Below are 17564 nucleotides of genomic sequence, written 5' to 3'. Positions count from 1 at the left end.
GAATCTGGGCCTTCCGAGCTATCGCGGACATTCGCATAATCAACTGCAATCGCCACTGGAAATATTCGCGCTACCAATCAGTAATTATATTGTCAGTTATGGTGCACGCATACTCGATATCGAAATGTCTTGCCTTAAATAAAGGATTATCGTGAGTGCGCCAATCGAAGATTTTACTGGCTCAGGTATCGCAAGCTCTGACTCATCTGGGAAACGGCCGAACATAGGCGGCGCTAAATCCGCGAAGGACGAATACAGAGACTTTTGCGATCAGGAAAACACATTGCCGCTATTTTCTCGCGATTGGTGGCTGGACGCAGTTGTCGGTCCTGATGCATGGGACGTTGCGCTTGTTAAAAAAGGCACAAAGATCTTTGCGGCGATGCCTTATATCATACGTAGCCGTTGGGGTATGAAAATTTTGACCCAATCCGCTTTGACGCCGATCTTGGGACCGTGGCTGCGAAGCACCGATGGTAAGCCTGCAGCACAGGTTAGCAACGAGTTCGAGCTTATGCAGGCGCTTATCGATCAATTACCTTCTTTCGACCACTTTGCACAGACCTGGCATCCTAATATAAGGAACTGGCAGCCCTTTTTTTGGAATGGCTTCAAACAAACAATTTATTACACGTATATTCTGCAGGATCTTTCGAGCGCTGAAAAACTATGGTGTGGCTTGGACAGCAAATTACGGCAAGCATTTCGTAGAGTCGAGGGAGAGCAGCAATTTCAGCTGCGTGATGATTTGCCTGTCGATGTGCTTTTAGAACTTAACCGTAAGACATTTAAGCGGCAGGGCCTTGTACCTCCCTACCCGGATGACTTAGTGCGCCGAATTTATACTGCATGCACCGATAGAGGCTGCGGAAAATTGCTTGTAGCGGTGGGCGCTAATGGAATCCCGCTTTCCGGCTATTACTACGTTTGGGACCAACAAAGTGCCTACGGACTGATTTCCGGCTTGGATCCTGAGTACCGACAAAGCGGGGCAAATAGCTACTGTCTTTGGTCGACTATTCTTCAAGCTGCAAGCGTTACCCGACAGTATAACTTTTGCGGTTCCATGCTTCAACCGGTCGAGCGCTACATTCGTTCATTCGGAGGACAGCATGTGCCGTATTCCCACGTTAGCAAAACACAATCACGTCTACTCTTGATACGGAAGGGCATTACTGCCCTCATCGGGACAAAGTGATGTTATTGCCGCCTTATCGTGGAGGAACGGTTTTTTTCCTTATTCCTTTGCTCCCGACCTGAGACCTGCACGGATTATCAGACTAGTTCACTTAGGAACATTCAAATTTTGGCTCCAGAAGCACGCTAAGATGCCAACGATCCATTATACGTTATCTGTTAATACAAAGGGCATAACGCTCTTTATACTAGACTTTGTATTGCGTATCAGTAACACCGCGCGTTTGTTATTTCGGGCCATGCGCGCCCTGGGATTTTTATTGCCGGCAACTAAACGCTGCTCTCCCATAATTTTATATTATCTGAAGGGCAGCAGTTCGCCGCTGTCTATTCCCAATCGATGACGAGTCGGGCCATGCATACAGATTACATTCAAGGACATAGCGCTGGGAAAGTACGCCAGACGACGAGTGTGGCGTCGCTTGCGTTCTTTCTGCTTTTTCCGGGGTTTTTTTTCTATCACACTCTAATTGCCGTCGGTACGCTCCCGGCGCTTTTAGGCGGATATTTTTCTGTTGTTTCGATCGTGCTCTTGTTTCCACTTATTTACAAGTACTGCGTTTTTGTACGAGCTGCTAAATATAGAGTCTCTCGCGTCGACCTGTATTTTGGATTTTTTCTTGCCTATTTCTTGCTCATCGTTACTACAAATGCTGTATTTGGTGCAAACACCGTCACCGTTAAAGCGCACCTTTTGTCCATCCTATATTTCGTCAATATTTACCTCGTCTTTAAATATATCGACTTTTCCAGACAAAAAGTAAATTTCTTTACGCTGCTTTCTCTTACGGTGATGTCGGCTACTATTTTTCTGTTTTCTCAAGGGGGAACTTTCCAACCCGGGCAGCTCGGCTCTGCTAAAAGTCAAGAGAGCGTTGCAACGTATCAAGGATTCGCCCGCTCCTACGCGCTGACTTTTGCAGCAGTGATTTGCTTCACCAAGTCGGCCACACTACGACTCGGATTATATCTGATCGCAATCGTATCGATGTTCTTGAATGGCGCACGTAGTGAGTTGGTTGCAGTCATCCTGCTGTTACCTGTAATCGAGGTGTACCATGCGAATAATGCGCTGCGCGTTGTGTGCATCCTGGTTTTGGTGTCGATTGTAGTTTTTTTCGGTCCGCAGATTGTGACGGGTTATTTCCCCGAAAATAGAGTGTGGGAGCTTTTCGATTTGTCACGTTCGGAATCAGCGAGAAGTAGGTATGACCTTACCTGGATAGCAGTACAAACGATCGCCGAACGCCCATTACTGGGGAGCTACGCTAGCTATGCACCGGGCGGATACGCCCATAACATTTTGTCGGTTTGGGTAGACCTTGGGGTATTTGGGTTTGCGTATATGTTGTTGATGCTTGCGTATGCGATTGCGACGCTGTGTATCTTAGGCTGGCGTGAGAAATCCCGGTCTAGTCAGTTTCTACTCGCCTGGTCTTTGATTTGCATGGCACTGTTCTTTCTACTGTTTGCTAAGACATTTAACGACATGTTTGTCGGCGCAGCGATGGGCGCCTACGCAAACTATCGAAGCCGCGATCGACATATTAAACCTGGTCGGGGATCACAGGAGGATGGCACATGATTAACGTTCATTTGTATCCATCAGCATTCTTGAACGAAAGTAGGATCTTGCGTGAAGCAGGTTCGCTATTGGCACTATCGCTGTTTGAACGAATCGATCTAATTGGTACGGGACAGGATGGACTTTCAACCATAGAGGACGTCGTCACTGGCATTCGCATTGTACGTATCGGTGGACGCGGCGCTGAGGGGCTGCTCGGCAAGGTAGGGTCTACCTTCGTTTGGAGCCGCGCGCTTTATCGGCGTTACCGAAACGAAAACGTTGGGTGCATTAATTGCCACAGCGTGGCGACACTGCCGGCCGGAGTTGTGTTAGCGCGGAAGACTGGCGCCAAGCTCGTGTACGACGCGCATGAGCTTGAGACCGAAACCAATGGTCTTGCTGGCGTACGTCAATTGCTTACCAAGCATGCAGAACGCGTGCTAATCCGATATGTGGACCACTGCATTTTCGTCAGCCGCGCGATTGAACAGTGGTACGTCCGTGAGTATGGTCTGGTAAACACCACAGTGCTTTTCAACTGTCCGCTGCACCGTGAAGTTAAGTCAAATGATTACTTCCGTAAAAAATTTGCTGTAGCGAACGATGTTCCAATCTTTCTTTACCAAGGTGTGATTGGGGCAGGTCGGGGAATACCTAATTTAGTCGAAGCTTTCTCAGCTCTGGGCGGACGGGCAGTGCTGGTCGTAATGGGGTACGGAGCCCTTGTTGGCTGGCTTACAGAAGAGGTTCAACGCCATAAAAATATCCATTATCAGCCCGCTGTCTCACCCGATTGCTTGCTTGACTATACAGCAGCTGCTGACTTCGGTCTGTCCATGATCGAATCTACATCGCTTAGTTATGATTATTGCATGCCCAATAAGCTGTTCGAATACGTTATGGCAAATAAGCCTGTAATCGTGTCCCCAACCAGGGAGCAGAGCGATTTCGTAAGGACCCATGGCATTGGTGAGGTAGCACGGGATACAACGCCATTAGCAATTCGCCAGAGCGTTCTGACGTTACTATCGCGGGATCGAACCGCGTTACAGGTCGCTCTAGCCCGCACCGCTAAGGAGTATTGTTGGGAAGCGCAGGAAAAGAAGATGAAAGCTGCCTACGAGGATGTACTCAAAATTTCTGCGTTCGGACCGCAGTTTAGTGATCAACAGGAAAAGCATAATGATCTCTGTCATTGATTATGGCGTCAGTAACCTTGGTTCGATGCTTAACATGTTGCACAGAATCGGCGCACAGGCGCGTCTAATCTCCACTCCTGAAGAGTTAAGTAACGCCGAGAAAATTCTTCTTCCAGGTGTTGGGGCATTTGACAGCGGCATTGCCGCGCTACGTAGGCAGGATCTTATCGAACCGCTGCGAGCTAGGGTTCTCGTGGACAAAGTGCCACTTCTGGGCGTATGTCTGGGTATGCAAATGCTTGGACGACGTAGCGAAGAGGGGAGCGCTGAAGGTCTAGGTCTTATTGATGCGGAAGCTATACGCTTCCGCTTCCCGCCGGGCAGCGTGCTTAGGGTACCGCACATGGGTTGGAGTCTACTCACACCCCGGCGCGAGAGCGCATTACTGCATTCACTTGACTTCAAGTCTCGCTTCTATTTCTGTCATTCGTACAGTTTAGTATGTAACGATCCGTACGATGTGGTAGCAGCGGCTGGTCACGGCGACGAATTCGTCGCAATGGTCCAGCGCGACAACGTGTATGGCGTACAGTTTCATCCGGAAAAGAGCCACCGGTTTGGAATGGCACTATTACATAACTTTGCGAGGTTGTGATGTTGCATGCGCGCGTGATTCCTTGCCTACTAATGCGTAATGGAGGACTAGTCAAAACAGTAAAGTTCAAAAATGCGCGTTACATCGGGGACCCGATCAACGCAGTAAGAATATTCAATGAGAAAGAAGTTGATGAGCTAGTATTTCTTAATATTGGAAATGGCGGTAATCGCAGCGCGCCGGATTTCGATTTGTTGGCTGACATTGCGAGCGAAGCATTCATGCCGTTTGCCTACGGTGGCGGTATTTCCAACATTGAACACATTAAGCGTCTATATGGGCTTGGAGTCGAAAAGGTCGTACTCAACACCGCTGCGGCCGACCAGCCGCATCTGGTATCTGAAGCAGCATCTCTTGCAGGCAGCTCAGGGGTAATAGTATCCATAGATGTCCGACGCAACTGGTTTGGCAATTATTCGGTTCACGTAGCAGGCGGCACGCGGGATATTCAACGCGATCCGATCGAATATGCACGCGAGATCGAGCAGCTCGGGGCGGGCGAAATCTTGCTAACTGCAATCGATCGCGATGGCACTATGCAAGGATACGACTTGGATCTGGTTGGTCAGGTATGTAATGCGGTGTCGATTCCAGTAGTATCCGCCGGCGGAGCGGCTGTCCTTCCGCATTTTCGCGAGGCTGTCAGTGCCGGAGCATCCGGCTTGGCAGCCGGTAGCATGTTCGTATTCCACGGCAGGCACAAGGCGGTGTTGATCACTTATCCAGAGTACGAAGAACTTGAAAGGGTTTTCACATGACGCTCCTCACGCACGACTTCCATCACTCGACAGCGCCAGGCAAAGCATCGTATAAGGCGTGCACTCGTTGCATTATGGATAGCGTTGCCGACTCTGGTATTGCCTTTAATGATGAGGGCTTGTGTTGCCACTGTATGCGCTATGACAGACTAGTTAGCGCGCGTCACCTGAAGGGTGATCTCGGTAAAGACGCATTGCATACGCTCGTCGATCGCATTAAGCGTGCGGGCCGAGGCCGGGAGTACGACTGTATCATCGGTGTGAGCGGTGGCGTAGACAGTACCTACGTAGCCTGGCTTGTGAAGGAGCAAGGCTTACGCCCTCTAGCGGTACATTTCGATAACGGCTGGAATTCCGAGCTTGCCACGAAGAACATTGAACGCGTGCTTTGCAAAATTGGCATCGATTTGCACACTTATGTTGTTGATTGGGAAGAATTTCGAGACTTGCAGCTGGCTTTCCTTAAGGGGGCCACGCCGGACGGAGAAATCCCTACCGATCACGCGATTAACGCATTGCTTTGGAAAGAAGCAGTTTCACGAGGTATCAAATACATTATTTCAGGGATGAATTTTGCCACTGAGTCAATCAATGTTCCAAGCTGGTCGTATGGACATTCGGACTGGCGGTATATAAAAGATATGCATGACCGTTTCGGAAATGTGAAACTTAAGACTTATCCACATTTCAATCTTCTTTATTTATTCTATGCTAACGTCGTCCGTCGAGTACGTATCGTTTCAATCTTGAATTACGTTAATTACGACAAACAAAAAGCTATGGATTTACTATGCAACCAGTTGGGGTGGAGGGACTACGGAGGAAAGCATCATGAATCAATCTATACACGATTTTTCCAAGGATACGTATTGCCGCGCAAATTTCAGATCGACAAGCGATACGGGCACCTTTCGGACCTGATCAATGCTGGCCAGCTAAGCCGCGAGCAAGCGTTAGCACAAATCAAACTACCTCCGTATGCCGAAGACTTACAGCAGCAAGATTTAGCCTACGTGTCGAAAAAATTACAACTATCTCCCCAGCAGTTCCAAGAAATCATGCGTGTGCCGAATAAATCATTTCGTGATTACCGCAATTTGTATGCGCCGGTGCAATGGATGCGTAGTACCGTCAATTGGATGCGCAAATACCGTCTGTACCCATGCTAACTATGGAAATCAAGCATACTTAATTTTAGATGCACATAGGACATAAGTGGCCGGGTTGATGTTTTAGCGTTGCCATGGCAAGCGCTGCTCAGGGCGTCTACATGCCGATCATTGCATGCGAGCGAGATTAGTGACATTCTCGAGCGATTTCGGTTAGTTCGTTTAAAGGAATTCGTTTGAAAATTCAGCCATTAAGGTCTGTAGCACTCGTCATCGCGAATTCCGTTTCTCTGTTCAGCGCGAGCGCGGGCGCAACAACCTTGTATGTTTCAACACTGGGCAACGACACGAACCTGGGCACGTCAAAAAGCGCGCCGCTTCGTACCATCCAGCGCGCCGCTAACCTAGCTAGGCCGGGGACGACGGTGCACGTCGCAACTGGTTTGTACGTCGAGACCGTTACTTCCACCGTTAGCGGTACGGCAAGTGCGCGTATCCGCTTTGTTTCAACAATTAAACATGGCGCCGTGCTTAAACCCGTTGCTGGCGCCTACACAATGTGGAGTGTTAGAGGCGGATATACGGATGTCGAAGGTTTCCAAGTCGACGGCGCGGGTAGTACAAGCGTACGTATCGGTATCGCAATGACCGGTGGCAATTCATCTGTCAGAGGGAGTTGGATTCATCATGTTGCCACCGCATCTGGTTGTGATAACCGGGGCGGAGGCGGTATTGTCACCGACCAGAGCCGTGGTAAGACGTACTCCAACTATAGCATCGTGGGTAACAAAGTCCACAATGTTGGCGGCGGTTGTGGATACATTCAGGGGATCTACCACAATTCGTCGGGAACTATTACGAACAACATTGTCTATGCAACCAGCCAGGGCATCAACTTAGGGCATGACGACAACAACACCCTAATCATGAACAATACACTGTTCGGAAACTCTGGATATGGTGTCAGGTACGGGGGCTGCAAGGAAGCCTATAACAATGGCTGCCCTACTCGCGGAATTAAAGTACACAACAACATCATCTACGCAAACGGTGGCGGCATTCAGGGTCCCATCACATCTGAGGACGTGGGCAACAGCGTGGCCAACAATCTGGTGTTTGCCAATCGGATTAACTTTGACCTTGCCCGGCCATTAACACCACAAGACCGATGTAATATGAAATAGATTGGATCAATTCAGTGAGTACGAATTGCTAACCGCTGCGCTTCGGTATGATCGATCTTTTAACGACAGGAACAGCTCTGCGTCGCGCTAACAACCTTGGGGCGCGACGCCGTTAGCGAGTGGAGAGCAGGGCGCGCAGGCTGACACACTGATATGTGGAAATTTTTAGTTTAGCAATAGTATTGACTGAAGGTTCGCATACCCCAGTTCGAAATCTAGTAAATCGAACACTGTGTCACAGAATTATTAACTGCCAAATCGGTCGCTCAATACCTACTGGCCGTCATATTGCATCGGTAGTGCAGGCTGATCTCATCGAAGCAATCCGTTCGCTTTCAGGTCCCGGATTAAAAACCGGATTCCTTGCTCGAGATTACGAGGTATATAGTCGAAATCTGCGACAAACTGGCTGAGGTCAATATCTTTGTCCTCTTGAAAGCGCTGCACTTGCTCTTGTGAGAAAGGACTTTTCCTCAACATTGACAGCAAAGCTACTCCGCTGCGAACTATCGTTGTAGGAATAGGAATCAACTTCGTGTGTCGGCCTAGGCTCGAGGCTGCTACGGAAATTAATTCTCGATTTGAATATGCTTTTCCGCCGCCGATGTCATACGATTTGTTATAGAACTTAGAATTCATTAATGCTATTTGATAGGCTTTTACAAGATCGTGTATAAGTACCGGCTGAATCAGGCCACTTCCATTGCCGACTAAGGGCAGTACGGGATATCGAGCAAGTGCCTTAATCAGCCTCGAGATATTTCGATCGTTTTTGTGGCCATAAATCATGGTCGGACGAATAATTGTCCATGGGCAGCTAAAATTATTTCTTATAAAACCCTCTGCCACGCGTTTCCTATCTGCGCTTTCTGAAGGTAGATGTGTATAGATACCCGTTGAGCCGGTGAATAGAACGTGTTGAATCGGAACCCCACTCTTCAGTATTGCTTTGTGAATTGACTGTGCAAACCAAATATAACCGGTATTGACAATAGCTTCGCAACTTTCTAGGGATTGCGCCAAGCCGTCCACATCTGATATATCGCTAACTTCGCGCAATTCAACGTTTGGGTAGCGACTAAAATTACGCTTGCATGGGTCTCGAACGATGGCAATTATCCTATATGATGAGTGTAAGGATCTAATTAACCTAAACCCAACTTCACCGGTCGCCCCGATAACGGCAATTGTATTCATAGACCCTCCCGTTTTATGCCAAAAAAATAAGGTCGCAAAGACGTAGCCGATAGTACAGGCTTAGTTCTTTGAGGAATGTCTACGACTTTGGGCGTAGCTATAGAAAAAATTTCTCTGTACAAAATAGCAGCAACTATTGAACACGTGACTCTTGATGACCCGCTTGATTGGGCTATATCGTTAAAACGGCAAAGCGGCTTGCTGTTGAGAGTTTGATATGACTGGTCCATTTTTTTGTGATCTCTCCAGGGAGCGACAAATCTCAATGAGCGATGTCATCGCGGCGAATCACGTTGAAGAATGTAAGGACGATTACTTTTATATCGAACGCTAGTGATTGGTGCCGTACATAATAAAGGTCGAGATTAACTTTTTCTGGTATTGATAACGCGTCGCGGCCATTAACTTGTGCCCAACCGGTGAGGCCAGGACGAACTAGGTGAATGCCGTGACGTGTGCGTAGCTCGATGAGATTGTATTGGTTGAATAGGGCAGGCCGCGGTCCAACGACGCTCATGTCACCGCGCAATATGCACCACAACTGAGGCAGCTCGTCCAGACTCAAGTATCGAAGAAAACGCCCAATTGGAGTAATGCATTGACGAGGATTTTGCAATAGGTGAGTAGCGACGACTTGTGTGCCCACGTGCATAGTGCGTAACTTTGGCATTGAGAAAATAACGTTGTCTCGCCCCACCCGTTCTGACCAAAATATGATTGGACCTGCCGAGCTGATCTTTACGAGTATGGCAATGATAAGGAATGGTAAAATTAGGATAGCTGTAGCAGCCAATCCTAAAGATAAGTCGAGAAAGCGTTTCATTTATTTGTCAGCCCTTGAACGTCTGAATACGTTTAGCTCAATGTTGACACATGAAAAAAAAGAAGACTATTCTGGAATATTGAACGCCCAGATATGGCACCCGGCTGACGAAACGCGGGTTAGTCTGACATGCACAGTGAGAGAAAGCGTTGACCCAGCACCGGATAGGTTAGGTTTTCAAGCACAAATGCTTTGCCTTTCAACCCCATCGCATGCCTTTCGTCAGAAGGGATTGCGAGTAGAGCTCGAACTCCGTGAGCAATTGCCGTTGGACTATCGGGCTCGACTGTCATTCCACAGCCAGCCTCACGCACAGGGTCGTTGCCAGCTGCTACGGCGTGCAACACCGGGCGGCCGGCCATCATGTAATCGATCAGTTTGTTTGGTGAAATTCCGAAGCGATACAATGGATGGCGGTGCCAGCCAATATACGCAATGTCAAAGTATGTGAGCAAAGACGGTATTTGACTTTTCTCGATCGGATCAAAAAAGTGAACATTGGTTAGGTTTTCTGCCCGTGCGCGCTCCTGAAGGCTCACCTTATCCGGACCGCCACCGACCAGTACAAAGGCTACCTTTTCATTTTGCATTAGCTTGGCTGCGCTCAAGATATTGTCTAGTGCGTTTGACACTCCATGGGTTCCGGCATAGCCTACAATTGAGTTTCCCTGAGCCTGGAGCGCCTGGAGCGCGTCGCGTACTTCATAGCATAAATCAGGTGTTTGAGTCTGCCACTCTGCTGGATCGATGCCGTTTGGCACAATGTGCAGTTTTTCCGGAATTAAGCCTCGCGACATCATGTAATCGCGTACTTTAGGAAGCATAGATACTACGTGGTCTGCATGGCAGTACGCATAGTCCTCAGCTCGCTGGACCAACATAATGAATGGATGCTTTCTCGACATTCCACCCAGTTCGATCGGTGACAGTGGCCATAGGTCATGCACTTCGAACAACAGTTTCGCCTTCGCCAGCCTAGCGATGCGATGTGCAGGCCAGATATCCATCGGGTAAGTGCTTGATGCAATTACAAGGTCCGGCTTATACACCTTTGCTATGCGGTTTCCGTCTCGATATAACGCCATAACAAACGTGGCGATGTTCCGGACGCGCCCGATTCCATTTCCTCGGTAGACTGGTGTCCGGTACCATCTATATTCGATACCGTCGATAACCTCGTCAAGGTGATCCATTCCGTCCAACTTAGGTTGGCGAGCTCGGATGTGCGAATTGTTGGATGCAAGAATATGCACGTGATGGCCAGATCGCACCCATTCGCGCGCTAAGTAATATGGACGGTATGCCATGCCGTGTCGGGGCGAGCCTGCATAGTGGTTAATCAGGAGAATATTCATGACATTTACTCCACGTATTATGGATGGGCGTTCGGACCTACCTTTGCATACAGAGGTAGATTATGTGATAAGCGTTCCCATCCTGCGATAATCTGGGTAGAGGATTCTCTGGGTCATGCAGGCTATATTCGATTCTTGAATGTGTTGTCCGACCGCCAAATTTGCCAATGCGCGCGTTAAATTTCTGCTGGATATCGTACTTGAAGCAGCCGACCAGATTAATTTACATACGGCTGAGGATTAAGAAGCTGACCCGTTGCCAAATGGTGAGTTAAACGTCGTCTATAATAGCGATACCCACTTCCTTGGTTGGTTTCTCAGTGCTGCGTTCTCTATGCGGTGCAACTTTAGTCTCAGACAGTAAGTGGGCCGCCACCGTCCGAACAGACTCAGCCGACATATACGGACCCATGGGAAGGCTCATAACTTTGTCAGCCATCTCGAGCGCGATTGGACAACAGTCTCTAGCAGCAAAATGGGCATATGCTGGCTGCATGTGAATCGGGACGGGGTAGTGGACAGCGGTAGGGATGCCGGCGGCATGCAGCGCCGCCTGGATGCGCTCGCGTTCTTCAACCACAACGGTGTATTGCGCGTACACACTAGTGCGAGAGGCCATGCGGGAAACAAGCTCGACGTGCCCTGACAGCAGAGCATCATAAAGCTCGGCCACCCTAGATCGCTGTTCGACTTCCCAGGCAAAACGCTCCAGCTTTGCTAACACGATTGCACATTGAAGCGTATCCATTCGACCGCCGACACCAATACGGGTGTGCACGTAGCGGTGTGACTGGCCATGAACGCGGATTTCGCGCATGGACGCAGCAAGTTCATCGTCATTAGTGAAGATCGCGCCACCATCGCCGTAGCAGCCGAGTGGTTTGCTGGGGAAGAAACTAGTACAGCCAACTGTCGATAGGTTACAGCTTTTGTTCCCGAGGTATGAAGCGCCAAAGCTTTGGGCTGCATCTTCAATGACGGCCAAACCGTGGCGTTTAGCGATGGTATTAAGTTCGTCCATGTCTGCTGTCTGGCCAAACAGTGACACAGGCATGATCGCACGGGTGCGCGACGTCACCTGAGCCTCGATTTGACTCGGCGCCAAATTACAAGATGCACGGTCAATGTCTGCGAATACCGGAGTAGCACCAACTAACACTATTGCTTCAGCTGTGGCAATGAACGAGAACGGAGTAGTAATTACTTCGTCACCTGGTTTAATGCCGAGGGCCATGAGCGAAATGATCAATGCTTCAGTTCCCGATGATACTGTGATGCAATGTTGTGCTCCGGTGTATTTAGCGAGGCACGTTTCAAGTTCAGCTACTTCTGGGCCCATGATATACTGGCCGTGGTCAAGAACCGTCTGAATACGACGATTGATTAACTCTCGTGACGCCGCATATTGCGCTTTTAGGTCAATAAATTCCATGCTAATTCCCTGTGGTTGATTAGCTTGCGTCAATTTCTAGGGGCCGTATGAGCGAGCAAACACCGTCTTGCAATAAGTACAGGTCTCCCGTGTGTGGACAGATGGCCCTACCGTTACCTGCTACTGGCAACGGTATACGCTCCCCATAGCGGCTCATCCACCCGATTTGTCGCGCTGGCACCCCTGCCATTAGGGCAAATGAAGGCACGTCGCGCGTCACCACTGCACCTGCACCGATGAAGGCGTACTCGCCGATATTGAGGCCGCAGACGATGGTTGCATTGGCGCCAATTGTGGCTCCACGTCGCACTAAGGTACGTCGGTACTGGTCCTTACGCTTAATCCCGGCACGCGGATTGTGAACATTTGTAAAAACCATGCTGGGTCCGCAAAATACCTCGTCCTCTAGGGTTACAGCATCATAGACAGAAACGTTATTCTGAATTCTGACATGGTCGCCTATTGACACATCGTTGCCCACGAAGACATTCTGACCAAGCGAACATCCGTTACCGATACGCGCACCTGAGCATACATGTGCGAAGTGCCAGACCGCAGTGTTGTCGCCAAGAACGGCACCTTCGTCGATGATAGCGCTGGGATGGATCAAGGGTTGCATGTTCAGCACTCTAAGGGTAGAGCAACGCGCTTGCTGTCGCGCGCGGAAAGGTATGCAGCGACTAGAACCTCGAGTGACTTCAAGCCCTCACGGCCGTCAGTTTCTGGTTCAGCCTCCCCGCGCAACACCCGAATCACGTTGTCATAATACAACGGATGGCCATAACCGTAGATCGAAGTCGTTTGGTAGCTCACTTGGCTCACCTTTTCGTCATCGGGATCGGACGTCGCGAAATCCCAATGCTGGATCTCGTTCACGGCAACGCCGCCGATACGTACCGTCCCGAATTCCCCGAGAATAGTAATTGAACCTTCCATATTGCGCGGATAGGTCAGCATCGTTACGTTCATCGAGCCGAGGGCCCCGTTGCGCCAGCGCAGACTGATTACGCCGGTATCCTCAACTTCGATGTCTCGTGCTAACGTCGCGGTATACGCCTGCAAACTTTCAACGGGTCCCACAATCCAGTCAATCAAGTCAACATAATGACTAGCCTGGTTCATGAAAGCGCCGCCATCGAATTCCCATGTACCGCGCCATTTTGCACTTTGATAATACTCAGGCGAACGGCTCCAAAAAACGTTGAGGTTCACCATGTAAATGCGCCCGAATCGCTTCTTCTCGACGGCACGCTTAAGCAGCTGCAAAGTAGCATTTCGACGGTTCTGCTTTACCACGAACAACCGCACGCCCGCAGCATCTGCAGCCGCGACCATGCGCTTTCCGTCCTCCCACCGAGTCGCCATAGGTTTTTCAGTAATTACGTGGCGTCCGGCTGCAGCAATGCGGATCGCTTGTTCCGGATGTAGACCTGATGGTGTAGTAATTATGAAGGCGTCGGCATCGCAATCACATAACATTCGTTCAAGGCTGGAGTAAGGGATAGCACCAGTGACGCTTGCAGCGCGGTCTAAAGCCCGCGGATCGATATCACAGATCCCCACCAGTGTCGCGCGGTCGTGGTGCTGGCTTATTGCATCGAAATGGCTTTTAGCGATGCGGCCACAGCCGACCAATGCGAACCGGATCTTTCGATCAATGATTGGTGCAGGAAAGTTGCGCATGATATCTCCTCAGGCCCTGACAACGTTCGGCAGCGGTGTCGAATAGACCCCGCGGGTATCTACGATTAGTGATGCGCACTCCCGAATTAGATCGTAGTCAAAAGAGGTGTGGGCTGTTGCAACTAGCACCAAATCAAAAGATGCGATGCTGTGCGCGTCTAAGTGGGTACTCTTGAGTTCGAAATGGTGCTCGCGCATTTTGGGAAATTCAGGCACGTAGGGGTCAGAGTATGCGACCAACGCTCCTTTGTCGCGCAGGATTTCCATTAATTTAACTGAAGGCGATTCGCGCATGTCCTCAACGTTCTTCTTATAAGCTATACCTAGTACTAGAACGCGGCTACTCATGACAGATTGGCCGCGTTGGTTAAGCGCATCGGTTACTTTACCGACCACCCAGTGAGGCATGTCGCTGTTAATTTCGCCGGCTAGTTCAATAAAACGCGTGTGCAGACCAAACTCGCGCGCTTTCCAAGTAAGATAGAATGGATCGATTGGGATGCAATGTCCGCCAAGGCCGGGACCCGGGTAGAAGGCCGTGAAGCCGAAGGGCTTCGTTGCAGCTGCCCGGATGACTTCATAGATATCGATGTCCATCCGGTCTGCTATTATCTTCATTTCATTGACCAAGCCAATGTTGACGGCACGATGGATGTTCTCCAATAGCTTAGTGAGTTCGGCCGCACGCGTCGAGCTAACGGGCACTACGTGATCGATGGCTTGGCTGTACAGAACTACACCGGCTTCAAGACACGCCGCGGTTACACCGCCACATATTTTCGGAATGGTGCGCGTGTGGAAATCGGGGTTACCAGGATCTTCACGCTCTGGCGAAAACACCAAAAACACGTCTTGCCCGACTATGAATCCGCGCGATTCTAAACGCGGCTTCAATTCCTCGTCAGTGGTTCCCGGGTAAGTCGTGCTTTCAAGTGCCAGTATTTGACCAGGACGCATAAAGCTCAGTATTGCGTCAGCAGTATTGAGTACAAAGGACAGGTCAGGTTCACGGTAGGCATTCAGGGGCGTAGGTACACAAATAATGAGCGCGTCTGGTTCGCCAGCGCGAGCAAAGTCAGTTGTCGCCTCGAAACCCCCGACGCGGGCCGCAGCGATGTCCGCCGAGGTGATGTGTCGAATGTAGCTTTCTCCACGGTTCAAGCAACTAACCTTTTGGCCGTCAATATCGATTCCGAGGACACGAAAACCAGCTTCCGCAAAGCGCACCGTTAGCGGTAAGCCCACGTAGCCAAGGCCGATAATACCAACGACTGCTGTGCGGTCGCGCAGCTTGGAAGTAAGCTCTTCAAGATAACCTATTTCGTTTTGGTCACGCATGAGTATCCTCGCGAATCGTTAGGCGGCATTAAGTTAAGTTAACCAAGGGCTTAGAACCGAAATGGAACGAGGTTTTTGATCCGGCCAATGCGCGAATCGACCGGCCTGGGAAGTAGCGCCACCACAGGTATGTTTGAAGGATGCTCCGGGGTATATTCAGGTACGATGGCCTTAGCCATTGCTCCGATCATTGCCCTGTCTTGGGTTTCGCAGGCCATCATTAGGCAGGTGATGAACGTCTCAAGAACGCTGGGACGCAGGGCGTTTTCCTTCATACGCATAATGCGTGGGTGCTCGCTAGGGTATACATTGCCTTCGGTCAGGAGCTCCTCGTGTAGCTTTTCGCCAGGGGAAAGGCCGATACACCGAATTTCGATGTCCCCAGTTGGATTTTGCGATGTCTTCTCCGTTAGCCCAGATAAGGCAATCAGACTGCGTGCTAAGTCAAGTATCTTGACGGGCTCACCCATATCCAGCACGAATACGTCGCCGCCCTTAGCCATTGCGCCGGCTTGGATTACCAACTGCGCTGCCTCTGGAATTAGCATGAAATAGCGCGACACCTCCGGGTGGGTGACGGTAAGCGGCCCCCCATTCGCAATCTGACGTTGGAACAAGGGAATAACCGACCCTGATGAGCCAAGCACATTTCCAAAGCGAACCATAGAAAACGTGGTACGTGCGTCGCAGCGCACTGCGGCGGCCTGAAAGATCAGCTCAGCGATGCGCTTACTTGCGCCCATAACGCTCGTTGGCCGCACTGCCTTGTCGCTTGAGATCAGCACACATGTTTCGACTTGGTGCTTGGCTGCCTGAGCCGCGACTACTCGGGCTCCGAGCACGTTGTTACGAATTCCCTCAGCAATGTTAAATTCAACAAGCGACACGTGCTTATAGGCTGCTGCATGATATATCGTGTTAACTCGCCCGTCTTGCAGGATGCGTTCGACTAGCTCGGCATTGCAGACGGAGCCCAGGTGAGCGTAGATAGGTATATTAGGGAATTGGGTCGTCAGCTCCTCCCGAATGCCATAGAGGGCGAACTCGGAATGGTCGAGTAAGTGGAGTTGCGTCGGAGCGAGCGTTGCAACTTGGCGAGCCAACTCGCTCCCGATCGAGCCTCCGGCGCCGGTCACCAGAACTGACTTGTCACGGACACAGCGTGCAAACAAGTCCGCACGGGGTGGTACAGGCGCACGGCCTAGTATGTCCTCAAACTTTAATTCGCGGATCGATTCATGCCCGCCAGATTGATTGTCAGCCAAATCAACTAACCGGGTCAGAATACGCGTGCTGATTCCAGCCTGTGCAAGACGCTGCATGATTTCGCGTAGGCGCTGTTTGGAAACTGAAGGAATCGCGATAATTATTGAGCGGATGCACATCGTATTGACGATCTCAACCAACCGTTGAGTGTTGAAAACGCGAAGTCCGCATATGTTGCGTTCATTGAGTATGCTCTTATCATCAAAGAAGCAGACTGGACGGTATTCGCCACTACTGTGCATTGTTTGCGCTAGCTGCGCACCAGCCTCGCCGGCACCGTAGATGGCGACTACCTCCGACAAGGGGGCCGTCTGATCCAGGTGATTACGGAGAAAGTTACGCATGCCGACCCGCGAGGCTACGACATAAGAAAATCCTATAAACCAGTAGATGACCAATACGCTATGCGGAAACCGTTCCTCGTTGAGGATCAACATGACAACATACGCACCAAAAATAGCTGCTGCCAGTGACACTCCAATGACACTGAGCAGACGTTGGTCTATGAAACGAATGACTGCTCGATAAAGATCAGAAAAAGAGAAAATTGCGACCGTAAGCAGCGAAATTAATACGTAAGAAACGGGACTAAACTGCGAAGCGAGTCTCAAGTCACCACCGCGCAGCAGCATTGCTACTAAAAAACAAAAAGGCAATGCAATGAGGTCTGCCGTGGCCATTAACGCAATTTTTTCTCCGCGATGTAGCGAAATCATTTTTTGGCATAGTTGCTGAGCGCGGTTAGTGTCGATATTAAACATGATCTCAGAATCCTGCAAAATTTTCGGATTATCCTCGACGAAGTTTCACGTCATCCCACGCTTAAGTAGACACGCTAGTTTAAATGACATAGGCCTTGTC

The 17564-nt window shown here is 50.0% G+C and carries 15 protein-coding genes; 7 read left to right on the top strand and 8 right to left on the bottom strand.

The window, feature by feature from the left end; all coding sequences use genetic code 11:
- The first annotated feature begins 151 nt into the window (after positions 1 to 151).
- The 7 genes from AC56KZ_RS18605 to AC56KZ_RS18575 all read left to right on the top strand — a co-directional run bounded on the left by AC56KZ_RS18605 (position 152) and on the right by AC56KZ_RS18575 (position 7609).
- Entirely contained in the window at positions 152 to 1198 is a 1047-nt protein-coding gene (locus AC56KZ_RS18605; RefSeq protein WP_497163671.1) for a GNAT family N-acetyltransferase, read from the top strand.
- 354 nt (positions 1199 to 1552) lie between these two features.
- Complete coding sequence (locus AC56KZ_RS18600; protein ID WP_497163670.1) at positions 1553 to 2782, top strand: O-antigen ligase family protein; 1230 nt, start codon at positions 1553 to 1555, stop codon at positions 2780 to 2782.
- A complete protein-coding gene (locus AC56KZ_RS18595) occupies positions 2779 to 3963 on the top strand; it encodes a glycosyltransferase (RefSeq protein ID WP_497163669.1) in 1185 nt (394 codons plus the stop codon). Before AC56KZ_RS18600 ends, AC56KZ_RS18595 begins: the two co-directional genes overlap by 4 nt.
- A complete protein-coding gene (gene hisH / locus AC56KZ_RS18590; protein ID WP_497163668.1) occupies positions 3947 to 4558 on the top strand; it encodes an imidazole glycerol phosphate synthase subunit HisH in 612 nt (203 codons plus the stop codon). Before AC56KZ_RS18595 ends, hisH begins: the two co-directional genes overlap by 17 nt.
- A complete protein-coding gene (locus AC56KZ_RS18585; protein ID WP_497163667.1) occupies positions 4558 to 5316 on the top strand; it encodes an AglZ/HisF2 family acetamidino modification protein in 759 nt (252 codons plus the stop codon). The genes hisH and AC56KZ_RS18585 overlap by 1 nt, the downstream gene beginning before the upstream one ends.
- Positions 5313 to 6485, top strand: coding sequence for an N-acetyl sugar amidotransferase (locus AC56KZ_RS18580; RefSeq protein WP_497163666.1), 1173 nt, complete (start codon positions 5313 to 5315; stop codon positions 6483 to 6485). Before AC56KZ_RS18585 ends, AC56KZ_RS18580 begins: the two co-directional genes overlap by 4 nt.
- Positions 6486 to 6661: 176 nt before the next feature.
- Positions 6662 to 7609, top strand: a complete 948-nt coding sequence (locus AC56KZ_RS18575) for a DUF1565 domain-containing protein (RefSeq protein ID WP_497163665.1) — start codon at positions 6662 to 6664, stop codon at positions 7607 to 7609.
- A gap of 312 nt (positions 7610 to 7921) precedes the next feature.
- On the opposite strand, the gene AC56KZ_RS18570 is transcribed toward AC56KZ_RS18575, so the two are convergent.
- The 8 genes from AC56KZ_RS18570 to AC56KZ_RS18535 form a co-directional block, all read right to left on the bottom strand.
- A complete protein-coding gene (locus tag AC56KZ_RS18570; RefSeq protein ID WP_497163664.1) occupies positions 7922 to 8806 on the bottom strand; it encodes an SDR family oxidoreductase in 885 nt (294 codons plus the stop codon).
- 262 nt (positions 8807 to 9068) lie between these two features.
- A complete protein-coding gene (locus AC56KZ_RS18565) occupies positions 9069 to 9629 on the bottom strand; it encodes a sugar transferase (protein WP_497163663.1) in 561 nt (186 codons plus the stop codon).
- Positions 9630 to 9748: 119 nt separating this feature from the next.
- Positions 9749 to 10984, bottom strand: coding sequence for a glycosyltransferase family 4 protein (locus AC56KZ_RS18560; RefSeq protein WP_497163662.1), 1236 nt, complete (start codon positions 10982 to 10984; stop codon positions 9749 to 9751).
- Positions 10985 to 11255: 271 nt separating this feature from the next.
- Positions 11256 to 12416 carry a DegT/DnrJ/EryC1/StrS family aminotransferase gene (locus AC56KZ_RS18555; RefSeq protein WP_497163661.1) on the bottom strand — a complete coding sequence of 387 codons (1161 nt, stop codon included), beginning with the start codon at positions 12414 to 12416 and terminating at the stop codon, positions 11256 to 11258.
- Positions 12417 to 12435: 19 nt separating this feature from the next.
- Positions 12436 to 13035 (bottom strand): acyltransferase, encoded by a 600-nt coding sequence (locus AC56KZ_RS18550; RefSeq protein WP_497163660.1) that lies wholly within the window; start codon positions 13033 to 13035, stop codon positions 12436 to 12438.
- 2 nt (positions 13036 to 13037) lie between these two features.
- A complete protein-coding gene (locus AC56KZ_RS18545; RefSeq protein ID WP_497163659.1) occupies positions 13038 to 14099 on the bottom strand; it encodes a Gfo/Idh/MocA family protein in 1062 nt (353 codons plus the stop codon).
- Positions 14100 to 14108: 9 nt separating this feature from the next.
- On the bottom strand, positions 14109 to 15437 hold the full coding sequence (locus tag AC56KZ_RS18540) for a nucleotide sugar dehydrogenase (RefSeq protein ID WP_497163658.1): 1329 nt from the start codon (positions 15435 to 15437) through the stop codon (positions 14109 to 14111).
- A 50-nt stretch (positions 15438 to 15487) separates the two neighbouring features.
- Positions 15488 to 17464, bottom strand: a complete 1977-nt coding sequence (locus tag AC56KZ_RS18535) for a polysaccharide biosynthesis protein (RefSeq protein WP_497163657.1) — start codon at positions 17462 to 17464, stop codon at positions 15488 to 15490.
- Positions 17465 to 17564 lie beyond the last annotated feature (100 nt).

It is taken from the genome of Telluria sp. LT2P34, assembly GCF_059685915.1.
Note: the sequence above shows the minus strand (reverse complement) of the source record. Positions and strands in the feature narration are given on the sequence as shown.